The sequence below is a fragment of the Shimia sp. R11_0 genome (genome assembly GCF_017744035.1).
GTDB classification, from domain to species: Bacteria; Pseudomonadota; Alphaproteobacteria; order Rhodobacterales; family Rhodobacteraceae; genus Shimia; species Shimia marina.
In genome coordinates this window covers 1-15,763 of the sequence record NZ_JAGHQY010000010.1, presented here as the reverse complement: position 1 = coordinate 15,763, position 15,763 = coordinate 1, and the positions used below count along the sequence as shown (strand labels likewise).

Below are 15,763 nucleotides of genomic sequence, written 5' to 3'. Positions count from 1 at the left end.
TCTTAGGCTCAAGCCTTATACTTAATCCAAGTGGTCTTCAGCGCAGTATATTTTTCAAGAGAGTGCAATGACAAATCGCGCCCAAAGCCGGACTGTTTCATGCCGCCAAATGGGGTCATTGCGGACAGTGCATCCACCGTATTGACTGAGACCGTGCCAGCCATAAGTTTGTCAGACACGCGACACGCGCGAGACAGATTGTCCGTCCAGACCGATGCTGCCAGCCCATAGATCGAGTCATTGGCCATCGTCACCGCCTGTTCTTCAGTGTCAAAGGGGATGATCGACAAAACAGGGCCAAAAATCTCGTCTCGTGCGAGTGGATCGTCATGCGCCACATCATCAAAGATGGTTGGCTGCACAAAGCATCCTTTGCCATCCACGGTGACCCGCTCGCCACCAGCCACCAGAGTGGCAGAGCTCTTCCCATCCTCAACAAAGCGCATGATGTTCTGGGTCTGCTTTTCATCAACAATGGCACCCATTGAAGATGCTGGATCCAAAGGATCCCCCGGTTGGGTCGCCTGTGCCCGCGCAATCAACTTCTCAACAAATGCCTCTTTGATTGAACGCTCCACATATAGCCGTGAATTGGCCGAACAGACCTCCCCCTGATTGAAGAAGATACCAAAGGCAGCCATATCTGCGGCGGCATCCAGATCCTCGCAATCCGCGAATACCAAGTTAGGACTTTTGCCTCCCGTTTCTGGCCAGACCTGTTTCAGGTTGGATTGCCCTGAGTATTGCATGAACATCTTGCCTATGGCCGTCGACCCCGTAAAGGCGAGACAATCCACATCCATATGCAATCCAAGCGCTTTGCCGGCGGTCTCACCAAAACCGGGCAACACGTTGAAAACCCCATCAGGAACGCCCGCCTCAGCGGCCAGCTCAGCGAGGCGCAAAGCGGACAAAGGTGACTGTTCTGCGGGCTTCAAAACCACCGAATTGCCTGCGGCCAAGGCAGCGGCAGCCTTCCATGTGGCCATGTCCAGTGGGAAATTCCAAGGCGTTACCGCTCCAACAACCCCCAGAGGCACACGGCTGACCAAGGCTAAATCACCGGGTCCGGTTGGGGCCGCCTCGTCATAGACCTTATCAATCGCCTCGGCGTACCACTGAAAGAAATGCGCTGATCCGGGGGCGTCGATGGTGGCGGCGTCCTTCACCAGTTTGCCCATGTCCAGACTATCCAGCAGCGCCATTTCTTCCAGATTTTCACGAATGAGATCGGCCAGCTTGAGCATCACTGCTTTACGGTCGCCAGGTGCCATGCGCGACCAGCGTCCGTCCTCAAACGCAGTACGCGCAGCTAAAACAGCGCGATCAATGTCAACCGCATCACATTCCGCCACGGACGTTAGCACAGCGCCAGTTGCTGGGTTGATACTATCAAGAGTTTTGCCCGAGGCCGCATCGACAAATTTGCCATTGATGAAAGCTTGCCCGCGAAACGAGAGCGCATTGGCACGGTTTTGCCAATCTTCGTATGTGTAATCCAACATCGATTTTTTCCCTGATTACTCGTCGCCCGGCACGCCGTAAGACGGCGCTTCGCGCGGGTCGAGAGCACGCTGTGTGTAGGCGTCTAATTGTGGTTTGTAGATGTCCCACGCTGCGGAGATCGCTTCGATTGGGCAGTCTGCAGTCCAATCACAGCGCAGATCGACCACCGGCCAGCTGACTTTGTCGACGATCTTCATGCCCGCCGAATGGATCGGGCCAGCCTCGCCGCCCTCTGACAGCCCGGCGCGCATAGCTGCAATCAACCGATCCCCAATGTGCCCTTTGGCGGACAAGAAACCATCGACGATGGCCTGTGGCACGCAGTCATTGTCCAGAAGATTGCCACCAGAAGCGACATTTTTCGCCTGTGCCTGCGTCCAGATACCAAGGCTGTTCGGGCCAGAATGGATGGCCACGCCCCCTGTTGCATCCACCGCAAGCACCTGCCGATATTCGATAAACTTCGCCTGTTCTTTTATGACATCAATGGCGTCCGACGCAGACTTACCTTGTTCCATCAAATCAAGCGTCAACGGGCCTAAACTAGGATCGGTCACGTTTTGCGACGCCACGGCCCCAACCCCAGCGCGTGCAAATGAACAGCGCGCGGCGACAGCAGGCGAAGAAGATGAAATCGCCACGCCAAACATCCCTGTATCAGCACAGCGAGCCACCAGAGAAAAAGTCATCATACTCTCCTTGAAGCGAATTACCGGACGGCACCATTTTGGGAAGGCCTAAAGGCGCTCTCCGGCATGTTCCATTGATCCGGCAAGGATCAATCCGGAATGACAGCGGTACCGTCGATTTCAACCAGCCACTCTGGGCGTGCGAGGGCTTGAACAACCAAGCCTGTGGAAACCGGGTGTACGCCTTTAATGTATTCACCCATCGTACGATAAACCGCTTCGCGGTGGCGAACATCGGTGATGTAGACAACAACTTTGACCAGATGCTCCATCGAGCCGCCACATTCTTCGATCAGCTGCTTGATGTTTTGCATGACCTTATGTGTCTGTGTGACGGGATCATTGCTGTCGATATTGACCGCGTCATCCAAGTTTTGTGGGCACTGACCGCGTAGATAAACGGTTTTGCCACCTTGAGTGACAACAGCCTGACACAGATCGTTGTCGAGGTTCTGCTCCGGATAGGTCGCAGCGGTGTTAAATTTGCGAATGCGAGTATGCGCCATTTTAAAGTCCTGTGTGTTTACCCAGCTGCAGCAGGCGTAATGATGGCCGCCTCGCCCTTGTAGTCAGCGTATGCGCGCTGAATCGCGATCTGATCGGCCACATATTTCGCATCGTGCCACACCCCCCAAATGAAGGTAGAGCCGCGACGTGACTGCCATGGCAAGCCAAGGAAGTAGATGTCAGGCACAATCGAGACCCCGCGCGTGTGGATCGGGGCCCCTTTGGCGTCAAAAGCCTCCGCTTTGATCCAGCTAAAGTCCTGCCGGAACCCGGTGGCCCAGATGATGGTAGAAATGCCCTCTTTGGCAAAATCAAGTGAGGTCAGCGGATGAGTAAGGCAGTCCGGATCAGCAAAAGCTGCGCGCGCTTCTGGCTCTTCTGGCAGATCCAGCCCCATGCGTTCCACATAGGCATCCGCCATGTTCAGCATCTCAAGATAGTTGGCATCCCCGGCCGCAATGTTTTTCTGTAGATCATCGGCAAAACTAAGCACACCGTTTGCAAAGCTCTGTGTCATGCCGGTTAGAGTAACGCCCTCATTGCCCAAACGGCGGAAATCCATAGTTTGCCCACCATGCGCACCACTGACCGAAATGGTGACATGCTCTGTGCCTGGCTTCTGCGCCGCCATGTCCCATAGTCCAAGAACCCCAAGCCACCAGACATTGTCACGACTGCGGTAGCGACGTGGAGGGCGGTCATGCGGACCAACCGACAAAAAGACCCTGCGGCCAGCGCGGTTCAATTCATCCGCAATCTGAGCTCCAGACGACCCCGCTCCAACAACCATTACAGCCCCATCAGGCAGCTGTTCCGGGTTCTTGTAATAGAAGGAGTGAAGTTGCGTGATACCCGCGGTTTGGGGCACAATCTGCGGGACAACAGGATGTTGAAATGCGCCCGTGGCGGCAACGATACGTTTGGCGTGAATCTCGCCCGCCGATGTTTCTACTCTGAAGCCACCTTTCCCAGGCATCCGTTCCGCGTTCAGCGCCTCCACACCCTCGCGAATTGGCGCTTTGATCATTTCTGCATAGTCGACCAAATAGTCGGCAACGCGATCTTTGGTGACAAAGGCATCGGGATCATCGCCTGCAAACTCAAGACTGGGAAAGCGGTCATGCCAACATGGCCCATTTGCCACCAAAGCATCCCAGCGACCTGTACGCCACGCTTCGGCGGTACGGCGCTTCTCCAGAATGATATGGGGCACATTGTTGTTGCCGAGGTGCTCGCTGAGCGCGATACCCGCCTGTCCACCGCCAACAACCAGCGTATCCGTTTTCTCGATGGCCATGTGTCGCTTTCCTATCTCTGCGCCTTAAACTGGCCCGAACAGGCCAAAACTCTCATGTGTTTTGTGCTGCTTTCTGGCCACCAGGTCGCAATCCGGAAATCACCTTGCGCGCTCACACCCCGGACTTTGGCGCACGATCCTTGACACGACCAAAATTCACGTATTGGCCGGTTCGAATTGACGTTTCAGGTGCCATGACAGCACGCTTTGCATGTTTCGCTGCTAAGGTTTCACAAGTTCGGACCGAGCAAAACTATTGTCTAGCTTAGAGCTAATTAGGCTATGGCTAAGCAGCTTAGAGCCGCCTCAATGTCCGGCGGGCGGCGCACTTTCAGACAGATAAGGCGCCACGAGATAATACAGCTCGCCCTGTGAGGAAATCCGGCATCTGCGATAAAGTTGCTTGCGCAGCACCTTCACCGTCTGGGAGCTGATCCCCAATGTCAGGCCAATGGAAATCGAAGAGTGCCCCTGCAAAATCAAGAGCGCGACCTGGGCTTGCCGCGGACTAAGATTGACCTCCTGATCGACCGACATCCTCTGCCGGAGCTTTTCAATCACGTCTTCTGGCTCTCGTTGATCTTCGTGAGACAGGCCAGACCAATGTGCTTTAACCAAAGCGCTCACCACTGGGGCGATACTTTTGGCTGTCATGTAGTCTTTTGATGAGAACCGCGATGCAGTGGTCGCATCTCGCCCAATACACACCGTAACGGAGTTGCCAGATGGAAGCTTGACGAAAAAAGCCATCTCGTCTGTCAAAGTCGTGTTCGCATAGTAAGACTTGAAATACTCGTTTCGCTGAAACTGATCTGGCGCCACATCGGCCAGCCTGTAAACACCATCCACAGCGTTTTTTTGGTGCAACCCATAGAACGGGTCCAGCAAATAGGCACCTTTAACATAGTGGCTGTCGATACGTTCAAAAACGCGACTATCGCGTGCATGCGTCATCAAGACCTGCGGCCCACTACTCTGGAAAAATGCGATGATCGCAATATTGTCAAAGGAACACGTCGCTTTCAGCCAATCGTGCAGCGTTTCAGCAAAACTCTCTGCCCCAACCGCCAAAATTGCAGTGGCCAGAGCGTCTGATACCTGGCTGGACATCATCATGGCATACCCCCTTGGGGGTATATACCCCCCTCAAATCATCAAAGTAACTTATTTTGCAAAACTAGGTGGTATGCAATGCTGAGCTCGTCGGCCCCGACTGGCCCGACCCGCTTTCTGGCAAAGCAGCGTCTTAACACAATAGGAAAGCCGATGGCCAAAGACACAAACGACATTCTTGCACAGGACGCGCATTTAATTCAGTCCTTCGCAGACCTGAACGCACTCAAGCAACAAGGTGCCCGCACCGTGATCTCCCGCGCAAAGGGGGCCTATGTATACGATAGCGATGGCACCGAGCTGATTGACGGAATTGGGGGTCTCTGGTGTGTCAATATCGGCCATGGCAACGCGGAAGTCATTGCAGCGATCACAGAGCAGCTACAGACGCTGGATTATTACTCCACCTTCTACAACTTTACCCATCCGGCTGCCGCTGCACTGGCAGAGAAAATCGCCCAACTCGCACCCGGACACCTGAATGCCGTGCATTTCGGAAATTCCGGCTCAGTGGCCAATGACAGCGCCATTCGCATGCTACACCACTACAACATCCGCAAAGGCAAGCCGAACAAGAAGCTGGTCCTGTCCCGCCACGGCGCTTATCACGGCTCCACTCACCTTGCGATGGCGATGACGACCCCCGGCTATTCTGAAGGGTGGCACGCGGCCAGCGATCTTGTGCACCACCTGCGGTCACCACACTATTGGCGTGAAGGTGGGGAGATGACCGAAGCCGAGTTTCTCGACGCGCTGATGGACGATCTGGAGCAAAGCATTGAGCGTATTGGTGCAGAAAACATCTGCGCCTTCATCGCTGAACCCATCCAAGGTGCTGGTGGTGTTGTGACAGCGCCAGCAGGCTATCACAAACGCGCATGGGACGTCTGTCAGGCCAACGACATCAAATATATCGCCGATGAGGTCGTGACAGCCTTTGGACGCCTTGGCCATTTCTTTGCCTCAGAAGATGTCTTTGGCATGGTGCCAGATATCATTACCACCGCCAAAGGCCTGACATCAGGCTATCAACCCCTGTCTGCAACCATCGTGTCTGATGAGATCCACGACGTGATCTCCGGCCCGGATGGAATGTTCCTGCACGGGATGACCTATTCAGGCCACCCCGCCGCCGCAGCTGCAGGTCTGGCCAATATCGCCATTATGGAACGCGAAGGTATACCAGAGCGTGTGCAGACCACTGGTAAGCAGTTTGAGAACAATCTGCGTGGCCTGATGGATATCGAACTCGTGGGGGAGGTGCGCGGAAGCCATTTCATGATGGGCATCGAGTTTGTTAAGGACCGCGCAACCAAGGCAAGCCATGCAGAAGAGGCGCAGGTTGGTCTCAAGGTGGCGCGTGCCTGCCAGAAACGTGGCCTGATTGCCCGCCCGCTTGGCAATGTATTGATCCTGTCTCCGACCCTGATCATGGATGCCCCGATGATTGATCAAATCGAAAGCATCCTGCGCGACGCAATCACCGAAGTCGCTGCCGGTCTCTAAACCAAACCTGCCCGGGGGCTGTTTTGCCCCCGTGGACACAAAACAGCCCGCCATAAGGCGCCATGAAGCGCCTGGCGCCCTGGGCACGAAATGTGAGCAACGCTCTACCGCAATACCCAGCCTCCCAGCCTCGAGGCGCGCTCCCAATACATTCAGGGCGCTAAAATCCGCCACGAAAGCGCTCCACATCAAGCTGGAAACGCCCGACCACATTCGGAAAGTAAGCGTTTCCAAAGCAATCACCTGGAGCGATGCAAAACGCAAACCGTCCACCAAACCTATTCTGGCACCTAAAGATCACGTCAGTTTTTGGAACTGTTGTGCCGCAAAATGGAATTTCAGGTTTTAGAATGGCGCGCTTCAACAACATGTGAAAATGGACCGCTATAGCATTTGGTTCATGCGCCTTCTTGAAAAGTTCTCATTGCCGAGCTCAGCGCGTCCTGACCCTGTCCAGCAACGCAACGAATAGCATTCAGTCGCAGGCATGAATCCTATGCAGCTACGTAATTAAAGAATGGCAACGTTTGGAGTGCGCAATATGCAGGGTATCAATATCGTTAAGTACAGTGTTTTTTTAGCAGCGGGTCTTGCTGGCTGTGTCCCTTCCCCGCGCGGCTATGAAAGCGACCCAGTCGTTGTGCAGACGGATCAGGGTCCGGTGACCTGCCAGCTGTACACACAGGAAATCACAGTTTGGGATCGCTCGATCAATCGCCCTGATAGCATGTCGGTCGCTCAAGCGGACCAAATTTGCCTTAACGAGGGCAAGCGAAACAAGACCAAATAATCGCGCACTTTAGAAGGCGATGACCTGACCAGAGCGTCAGATTGTCATCGCCTGAGCAACGCATTCAATACAGAGGATTACAAGATGCCTGCGCAATTTGAGCGCTGCCCAAACGCATCCTGTCGCGGATGGTTCATCGTGTCAGAACAGAGCAAAACAACCGAAGTCTCACGAGGTGTTTTTGGCAGCCGACTTCCCGAACCTGTCAACTGCCCGCATTGCGGAGAAACCGCCAGACAAGCACGAACCAGCGGGTGGTGGGATACCACGGCACTCTCAGACACAGAATGCGCCGCCATGGAGCAAAAAGCAGCACATACAGGCTAGGCTTTGAATATGGCCAGAAGACCAAAGGGCCTCTTCGATTTGAGCCGCCACCGACGCTTTCCCCAAGTCTGTTTCTTTCAAAATTTGGACCACTGATCCCAATTCATGATTGGATAGGCAAAATCAGTTTACCAAATTGGGGTGCTTTTTTATCTTTAAGCCCAAGCAAGTACTCGAAAACCGTGTGGTAGGCGAGGCGTGCTTTACAAGTCGATGCTCTTTTGGCACGAGGACGAACTCAACAATGATCGTTGGAAATCTTTTTATATCTTCGGCTATCGCATTATTTTTCGCGATATTGATCATGATTTTGGGGGCTACTCCACTTGAGATGGTGGTCGCTTATACACTGAGCGGGGCGGTCAGCTTCTTGGGTATACTGGCGCTAGTACACAGATAGTACGCTCACTCTCTGCTTGCCGGCTGGATCACTCCACTGCATCTCGGGAACCCAGGTCTGATATCTCTGAGATGTTAAAGCATGATGTTTTGGTTGCAGCGTAGCAACGCACATCCTGCTCGCCCCCCCTCAACACCTTGATCAATAACATGAAAGCCTGCGCTCAAGGTGTTAGGAGGGAAGACCGAGCTGCCAATCGGCCTATGTACCGTGTTCCTTGAGCACTTTCTGCCAAATCAACTCCAACGCAGAGAACGCAGCCCCATCTTGTCGCGCGACGCATAAATTCCAAGTCATCGCCTCGACAATTTTAAGCTCAACAAGCGCACCCGTCTTGACGTAGGTACAGAAGTCCTCCGCCATCCCCCCACATATCAAATTGGAGCGCGCAGAAATATCAGCCACCATGGAGGCATCATCGCTTTCGACCTGAGGCATTTGTAATGCCCGACGTGACGCTTCTGCGGTCCCCCCCAAAAGAGCTGTAAACTGTTTGCGCCAATAACTTGGCATGCCAGCTGTACCAATAGGGTACATGAGAACATCACGAAGCTGCAATTGCGTTTTTGAAACCAGAGGGTGGTCAGGTTTGCCCCAGAACGAAGCATTGCGCTTTTTCAGCATCTTGACTTCCAAATTGCTCAGATCTGGAGTGTGCGTCAAATCACATATAGCTATATCCAACGCCCCTGCTCTCAGTTCTTCAAGCGGTTCCTTGGCAGAACTCACATTCACTTTTGCGCGCAACTCCGGCTTTAATTTCAGCAATTCTGCTAACAACGGCGCCACGATTGTCCGCGCCGCCAAAGGCCCACATCCGATATTTATGACATCCGGACCCGAGTGGCGCAGTCTTTCTGCACCCGCTTCAAACTGTCCTGTGGCTTCACTCAGATTCTCAAGCAGCGTAATAAAGGTGCGCCCAGCCGACGTCAGAGTAACACCAGCCCCTCTCCGCTCAAACAACCTCTGCCCTGCATATTCCTCTGCTTGCCGAATATAGCGTGAAAAACTACTCGCAGATGCTCCCATAATCTCCGCAGCAACACGAAAACTACCATGTTTTGCGAGCGTCCGAGCGGCGTTTGCAGCCTTAGTGTCAATCAATGTGGCCCTCTTATTCAATGTTCAGTGTAACGTCGTGTAGTAATCGTCAATCATTTGACGCCATGTCTTGATAACAACCGCGGCTCTTTCCTCAAATAATTAGGCTATTGCACGAAAGTACTGGGAAAATCAGTCGCTCGACATCATTGGCTTCGGACGTCAGCGAAAGGCGCGTATCCGGATGCGCCGACATGAGGCGTTGTTGAAAAATCTGAGTGCAATCACCCCGTTAAATGGTTTTTACTGCGGCGGAGCAATGTCCGAAGCGTGCACGAAAGGCAAGGTTATATGCACCCGCACCAAAAACTGGCACGCGCGAACCTAAAACTGGGTGGAAGGTTGAAATCGATGTTGGCGCAAAGGTCCAGCAAGCCTGACAGCTTCATCTTTCAACGGGATAATGCAGGACTATTGAGGAAGTTACATGACTGACGCAGTGCTGCCCCTCACCGGCGCACGCCGGGTATTCGGTGCACAGCCGCGCCGCCTAAGATTTAGTAGGCTCTTTCGTAAACAATATCATGCAGCTCACGTTGGAAGGCCAGCTCTTCATCGCGGGGCAGAGACCCAGGGCCGCTCTCCTCTTTCAATGCCGTAGTTTCTGCCTGTGCAAAAAAGTTTTCACAGTCGTCACCCAAGGCTGCCCCATCGAAATAATCATAGAGCCACTCCCAGGCCTTCGCATGCAGCCGCCGCTTGATTCGGCGCCATGGGGCGTCCTTCTTGGCGGATATCTCTAGTGTGGCGATCATCGCCCGCGCACCCAGATCACCAAAGGCGTAGTGAATCTTCACCTCTGCGCTCAGAGTATTGTCTTCTTCGTTCCGGGCTTGCTGGAGGATCTCAACATTGGTGACTTCAATTTTTTCCACGACTAAGATCCCATACAAAAATAAAATTTGGTCCTGCCCGAGGGGTCCTGAACAATTCTGAAACGATGCCGCACGCCCGCTCCTGTTTATGGCCCCAAAGGGTCACAGCTCAGAACTGAGCTCAATCAAAACAGCGCAATCTTCCATGGAATGGTACGCGGTCGGTCAATATGTGAATGTATTGGAAAGGTGTCCTTGTCGGTCAGGCCACTTAGCCGAGGCGCCACCTCGCCAGAACGCCACACCCCCTAAGGCTGCGGTCTGAATAGAGCTGAACGGAGCAGAGCACCGGCGGCGCGTATGCCCTCGCTCCCCCCTTTTTATCGGGAGCGGATCAAGCCTACGACCGTGTTTGAAGACCCTAGAACTGAGGGCGGGGCGTTGGAAAGGGCCACTGCGCCTCAGGATCAATATGCGCCGCGTGCAACAGAGCCTGCATGCGTTTGACAATCCCCACGCTGGGAACAGCACTGTTTGAGTCCGCGTCAATCTGACGAAGCGTGGCCGCCGCCTCAAATGCCAATTGCGCGGCAACGGCAATCGTCCAGAACTGCTGTTCCAGCGTCATCTCTTCGATGAAATTACCCCAAGCTTGGCGCGGCAGCGATGTGAGTTCAAGGGCGTCTTCACGGCTGTGGATTCTCCATTCAGCCAGAAATTGAAGCGCATCCTCAGAGGAGCACGGCAAGATACCTGAAAACCGGTCTACGTCCAAGTGCGCACGGAGCTCACATCCGATGTCGTGGGCCATTTGGGGGGACATATCAGCAACCATACGATTTCCTTACCTGCACTTCAGCGACCACCTTACGCGGCATAGGTATAATAAAAATAAATGCAGTATCCGATATGTGTTTTTGTTCTAAATTGGAAGTGCGCGACGACGTTCATGCTGTGTTAATTTTGAACATCCTCATCAAATCCGCGATTAAGGCACACGGAGCCGCTTTGCTCCCATATTGGCTCTGACACCACCGGTTAACGAATTCTTATCCCACATTTTGGCACGCACCTCCCACTTCACGCCCTCTGGCGGGATTCCTGTGGCGAAATAACACTTGGCCTGAAAAACTTTCCACGGGGCATTTTAGGAAGGGAGCCAAGTATTTCAATGGCACATATCGTTATCAACACGCCGGGTACCTACTCTGTAAACGGCGGTGACACAGTCGAAATTGACGCATCCGTTGCGTCTATCGTGACCTTGACTGGCTCAGCCAGCCCAAGCAACCCGGCCATTGTGACTGTAACATCAGATGTGCCAACGGATTTTGCGTTTTCCATCGATAACGTTAGTACAGTAGTAAACATCGCAACCGTCGGTGATGGCTCTGGCGATGGAATCTCTCTCACTGCGAGATACGCAAACAACATCGACCAATCAAACATTCTAAATGTTGGTGACGGAGCGCACGTACAATATGTTCAATATGCAGAATCCAATCGCGGAACAGATTTTGAACTCAATTCAGGAGACGATGTCTCTTGGGGTGAAAGTGCCACTGCTACTCGTACCGTAGTCGACTACCTCCCGAAGGGGCGTTTTGGAAACTCATTGCGGGTCGACATGGGGGAAGATAACGTCGTCGATGGGACCCGAATTTTTTTCGGTAGCACGTCAGATAACATCGACTATGTTGACTGGAATGGGGCAACCATCAACGCTGAAATTGTTCACCTGTCAGGCGCACAGGAAGCGGGGCGGGTCAATCGAGACGGCACAAATGACGGCGAGGTCTATGCCGATAACATCACAGTTACGGGAGACACAATCTATGCCTCCGGCGCACAGAGCAGTGAAGTATTCCTCCGCGGACTGACCCACAATCCGCACGTTGGAGGTCATGGGCGTGTCTCCATGGTCGCCCTTTTCCCGGAGCAAAGAAGCCCCAATGTACGGGAGGTTTTGCACTTTGGTGGCGATCTGACCTCAGACGATAGCGCCTATGAAATCATAGGCAACAATCAGAATTCCCTTCTGGATTTTCAGTATATAGATGAAGCTCAAAAGCAGGAATTTATCGATGCTTTCGTGGCGGCCGGGGGAACGTATGACCCTACAACAGAAACCTTTGGCCCTGCGACCGGCCTGACATGGCAGATTAGCCAACGGGATACAGACGGTGGCATGCAGGAGTTTACGTGGTGGACTGAGGTGTCCCTGACACCTTTAGCGCCAGTGTGCTTCTGCGCTGGCACGATGATCAAAACCATCCGGGGGGAGGTCGCCATCGAAAACCTGCGTGTGGATGACATGGTGCTGACCATGGACGCGGGCTATCAGCCCATCCGCTGGATCGGTTCGCGCAAACTGTCATCCTCGCTCTTGAACAGTTTCCCCAAACTGCGCCCGATCCGCATTCTCGCAGGCGCGATGGGGCAAAACATGCCAGAGCGTGACCTGCTGGTCTCCCGCCAGCATCGGATGCTGGTGAAATCCCGCATCTCCGAACGCATGTTTGAAAGCCCCGAGGTGTTGATCCCGGCCATCAAACTCTGCGCCATGCCGGGCATCTATGTGGATGTTGAGGTCGAAGAGGTCGAATACTTCCATATGCTCTTTGACACCCATCAGGTGGTCTACGCCAATGGCAGCCCCTCAGAGAGCCTCTATACCGGCACCGAGGCGCTCAAGGCGCTCAGCCCAGAGGCCAGAGAAGAGATCACAACCCTGTTCCCGGAAATCTGCGCGCCCGATTTTGTACCGACCGCAGCCCGAGAAATCCCAAGTGGCAAACGGCAAAAGAAGCTTTTGGAAAGACATCTGAAATCAGCGAAACACCAATTGATCGCTTGAAACAACACAAGGGCATAGCGATGCCCCAAAGCGCAAAGAAAGACACTCACGGAAAAACGCACCCGATACATCATCCCCTAAGAGTTCGGGCGTTTGTTTGGATGTGCTGGCCGCCTGCCTCACATTCATGCACCTGATCACAAATGGCACCTTGGTGTCATGCCGCTCTAGCACCGGGATTGCCATAGCCTAGGCAAACCGGTTTGTGATCAGTTTCTGGGGCAGAGACCTATTTACTTAGGCTCTGCCCCCTTTTTTATCCGCAGGCTCATCAAAGCCCAAACCTAAATGGCCCGTGACTTCACCTTATTTACAACCACATTCCAGCAGCGCGTCGGCGGTCGCTCTGGCACTGTTGCAACGGCAAACCTTGCGCCACATGCTGAGCAATCACCGCCTTCTGCTGCTTGTTATCAGGAACAAAATGCGCGGTCTGAGGGTCGGTCGTGGCCTTTGCCAACTCCGGGAACACCGCATATATTTCATCGCGACTTGCAGATGTCAGCGCCTGCAGCGCCTGTGGACCAGGAAACAGACTTTCCGCCTGCGCGCCTTCGGCACAGAGGATTTTATGCTCTTCAAACAGGATGTGGAAATAGTCGATCGAACTGAGGCGTTCATCCACGTAAACATCTGGCAAGGCCGTGAGCTTGATGGCGGGAATCAACACGTTGCGCGATCCCGTGACCTGTTCTGCGATATCGGAAGACACAACAATCCGATGTTGACGGGACACCACCAGGTCGCGCTCTGGCAGGCCACTGCCCATCGCGCCCGCACCAATCCGTACCGGGTAAAGCTTGGGATTTTGCTGTAGCTCACCCTGTTGGACATGGCGCGCCCCAATCCACCGTATCTTACATATCTCACCGGTCGCCGTGCGGAGCAGATCACCAATTTTCAAAGTTTCCACGGGAACAGCCCCCTGCGCCGTGTCAATCAGTGTTCCTTTGGCGAAACAGATCACAGCCCTGTTCGGGGTGATCGGCCCGTCGATACGATTGCCAGACCGATCAAATTGGATAGAGCCTTGCCCTGAGACTGCGGGGATGTTCTGCGACACAGCTCCGGCAGCGGGGCCGCCGTTGGCTGTGATGTTCTGGACCCCGCCACCGATGTCATAAAAGGACAGAACCGGGGAGGGTAAGCTGATGTCCAACAGCGCGATTGCCTCACTCTCGTTGAGCGCGCTTCCGATCGGCGCAATGGCATCTGGGTCTGTGACCCGGATGTTGACGCGATAAATGAAATGCCCGTTGTCAGGATCAATTGCCGGTGTGAGCGTATTCAGAGCAACACTGCCGCGAAAAGCCCCATTGGACTCGTAGGCCGCAAACACAAAATCGCCTGCGCGAAGCTGTTCTGTCGGTGAAAGGGCGATCTCAACATATTCGGAAACCGAAAGACTTTCGGCAAGTGTATTGATGTAATGGATTTCTGATATCCACGCCATGAGAGGTTCTTCCTGTAAAGGCGCGCCCGCTTGGTCGACCAAACGTCGCTGCGATGATGGTTACTCAAAACTCCCGCTCATTTCGGTGTATGACCGGGGATCAGAACCATCTGAACTCTCTGGGTTCACTCATGGGTTCAAGCATAACGCCTAGACAATTGAGGCAAATGGAAGGCGCGCGCCAAAAAGTGGGATCAAGCGCGCCATAGGGCCCGGCACTAGGGGCGGGACCCATGGATTTCAGTGCAAGATCGTGCTGGGACTGTTGTATTAATCTGCTGAGGCCGGGTTGGCGCGTTCGAATGCCTCAGGATCAAGCAGCCTCAAAGAGTCCCGCGATGAACGGAATCTCCTCAAGGACACATGCTTGTTTGTTGTGGATGTGACCGCGTCTGACGGTTGGTATTGTTTCAATGCCACTGAGAGTTGCCTTGGCTGATCGCAAGGATCGAAAGCTTTGACGGGATCCGAACAGCCGTTTCAGAGCCGCATGATCACTCTCAATCAAATTGTTTCGCCATTTTCGGTCGATGTGCCGAATGCTGTCGAAGTGTGGATCACAACGGCGATTGATTTCGCGAATGACGCGCCGATAGGCCGGGGCCTTCTCAGTCACGATTGTTATCGGCCGGTGCAATCGGGCCCGCTCAATTGCTTTGTTCAGAAAGGTATTTGCGGCTTTCGCATCCCCTCGTGCAATGAAGCGGAAGTCAACCATCTGGCCGTTGGCGTCGACAGCGTGCCAGAGATAGCGTCACTTTCCACCGAAGCGAATGTAGGTCTCGTCAACGTGCAAGTCGACGCTGACGCGGCGCAGATATTTTCAGTGCGTTTCGTCAACTCCGGGTCAAACTTCTGACCCCATCGAAACAGCCTGCGGGAGCAGAATGGAGATGTTGGGTCAGGTTATGACGCAAAGGTCGAAGTCCTGCGAGGTCAACAGGTGTGGGGCGACACATAGCTTTGCCATTGCCCCGCCGCTAAGCCATTGAATTTGTGTCTACAGTTTTCGCCAAGCCGCACTATTTTTGCCTTTTACGACTCAAAGGTTTTCCATCACGTCGCAATAGACCGATAGCCGACATTACTCTCAAGTGCGAAGAAAGTCTGAAAAGAGCCCAGAGTGCAAAATGCTGCGTCTCGCATGAATGGTTGCGAGGCGCAGATTGCAGACACTGATGATTTCAAGGACGACCCATAGCTGATATTGGCAAAAAACTCGTCCAAAGGCCGATCTACAACCCAAAGCGGACATGGTACCATTGTGCCGTTGTCATGCCTGAATAAAATGTGGCACAAACCGGGACAAATCCTGCGTTACTTCGGAACTGTCCTCGCGGACGCACAGCCCACAGGCATTGTCGCCTATCACCCACGACCCAATCATCATGTGGTCCGC

At 53.7% G+C, this 15,763-nt stretch carries 13 protein-coding genes; 2 read left to right on the top strand and 11 right to left on the bottom strand.

Annotation, left to right across the window (positions count from 1 at the left end; all coding sequences use genetic code 11):
* Window positions 1-8 precede the first annotated feature (8 nt).
* From J7382_RS17455 to J7382_RS17435, 5 genes are all read right to left on the bottom strand, one after another.
* Window positions 9-1,505 (bottom strand): aldehyde dehydrogenase, encoded by a 1,497-nt coding sequence (locus tag J7382_RS17455; RefSeq protein ID WP_209070275.1) that lies wholly within the window; start codon window positions 1,503-1,505, stop codon window positions 9-11.
* A 15-nt stretch (window positions 1,506-1,520) separates the two neighbouring features.
* On the bottom strand, window positions 1,521-2,195 hold the full coding sequence (locus J7382_RS17450) for a DUF1028 domain-containing protein (RefSeq protein ID WP_209070274.1): 675 nt from the start codon (window positions 2,193-2,195) through the stop codon (window positions 1,521-1,523).
* A gap of 89 nt (window positions 2,196-2,284) precedes the next feature.
* A complete protein-coding gene (locus tag J7382_RS17445) occupies window positions 2,285-2,701 on the bottom strand; it encodes a RidA family protein (RefSeq protein ID WP_209070273.1) in 417 nt (138 codons plus the stop codon).
* A gap of 17 nt (window positions 2,702-2,718) precedes the next feature.
* Window positions 2,719-3,999: an NAD(P)/FAD-dependent oxidoreductase gene (locus J7382_RS17440; RefSeq protein WP_209070272.1), complete on the bottom strand. Its 1,281-nt coding sequence runs from the start codon at window positions 3,997-3,999 to the stop codon at window positions 2,719-2,721.
* Between the two features lie 306 nt (window positions 4,000-4,305).
* On the bottom strand, window positions 4,306-5,115 hold the full coding sequence (locus J7382_RS17435) for a helix-turn-helix transcriptional regulator (protein ID WP_247745092.1): 810 nt from the start codon (window positions 5,113-5,115) through the stop codon (window positions 4,306-4,308).
* Window positions 5,116-5,265: 150 nt separating this feature from the next.
* On the opposite strand from J7382_RS17435, the gene J7382_RS17430 reads away from it, so the two are divergent.
* Window positions 5,266-6,618 carry an aminotransferase class III-fold pyridoxal phosphate-dependent enzyme gene (locus J7382_RS17430; RefSeq protein ID WP_209070271.1) on the top strand — a complete coding sequence of 451 codons (1,353 nt, stop codon included), beginning with the start codon at window positions 5,266-5,268 and terminating at the stop codon, window positions 6,616-6,618.
* 1,718 nt (window positions 6,619-8,336) lie between these two features.
* Here the strand turns inward: J7382_RS17430 and J7382_RS17425 are convergent.
* The 3 genes from J7382_RS17425 to J7382_RS17415 form a co-directional block, all read right to left on the bottom strand.
* Window positions 8,337-9,242, bottom strand: coding sequence for a LysR family transcriptional regulator (locus J7382_RS17425; protein WP_209070270.1), 906 nt, complete (start codon window positions 9,240-9,242; stop codon window positions 8,337-8,339).
* A gap of 494 nt (window positions 9,243-9,736) precedes the next feature.
* Window positions 9,737-10,114, bottom strand: coding sequence for a hypothetical protein (locus tag J7382_RS17420; protein ID WP_209070269.1), 378 nt, complete (start codon window positions 10,112-10,114; stop codon window positions 9,737-9,739).
* Between the two features lie 361 nt (window positions 10,115-10,475).
* Entirely contained in the window at window positions 10,476-10,889 is a 414-nt protein-coding gene (locus J7382_RS17415) for a hypothetical protein (RefSeq protein WP_209070268.1), read from the bottom strand.
* Between the two features lie 336 nt (window positions 10,890-11,225).
* Here J7382_RS17415 and J7382_RS20000 point away from each other — a divergent pair, with 336 nt between their 5' ends.
* Window positions 11,226-12,911 (top strand): Hint domain-containing protein, encoded by a 1,686-nt coding sequence (locus J7382_RS20000; protein ID WP_247745091.1) that lies wholly within the window; start codon window positions 11,226-11,228, stop codon window positions 12,909-12,911.
* 310 nt (window positions 12,912-13,221) lie between these two features.
* Here J7382_RS20000 and J7382_RS17405 read toward each other — a convergent pair whose 3' ends face one another.
* From J7382_RS17405 to J7382_RS17395, 3 genes are all read right to left on the bottom strand, one after another.
* Complete coding sequence (locus J7382_RS17405; RefSeq protein WP_209070267.1) at window positions 13,222-14,364, bottom strand: Hint domain-containing protein; 1,143 nt, start codon at window positions 14,362-14,364, stop codon at window positions 13,222-13,224.
* A 313-nt stretch (window positions 14,365-14,677) separates the two neighbouring features.
* Entirely contained in the window at window positions 14,678-15,082 is a 405-nt protein-coding gene (locus tag J7382_RS17400; RefSeq protein WP_247745090.1) for a transposase, read from the bottom strand.
* A gap of 555 nt (window positions 15,083-15,637) precedes the next feature.
* Window positions 15,638-15,751, bottom strand: a complete 114-nt coding sequence (locus tag J7382_RS17395) for a glutathionylspermidine synthase family protein (protein WP_247745096.1) — start codon at window positions 15,749-15,751, stop codon at window positions 15,638-15,640.
* Window positions 15,752-15,763: the final 12 nt, after the last annotated feature.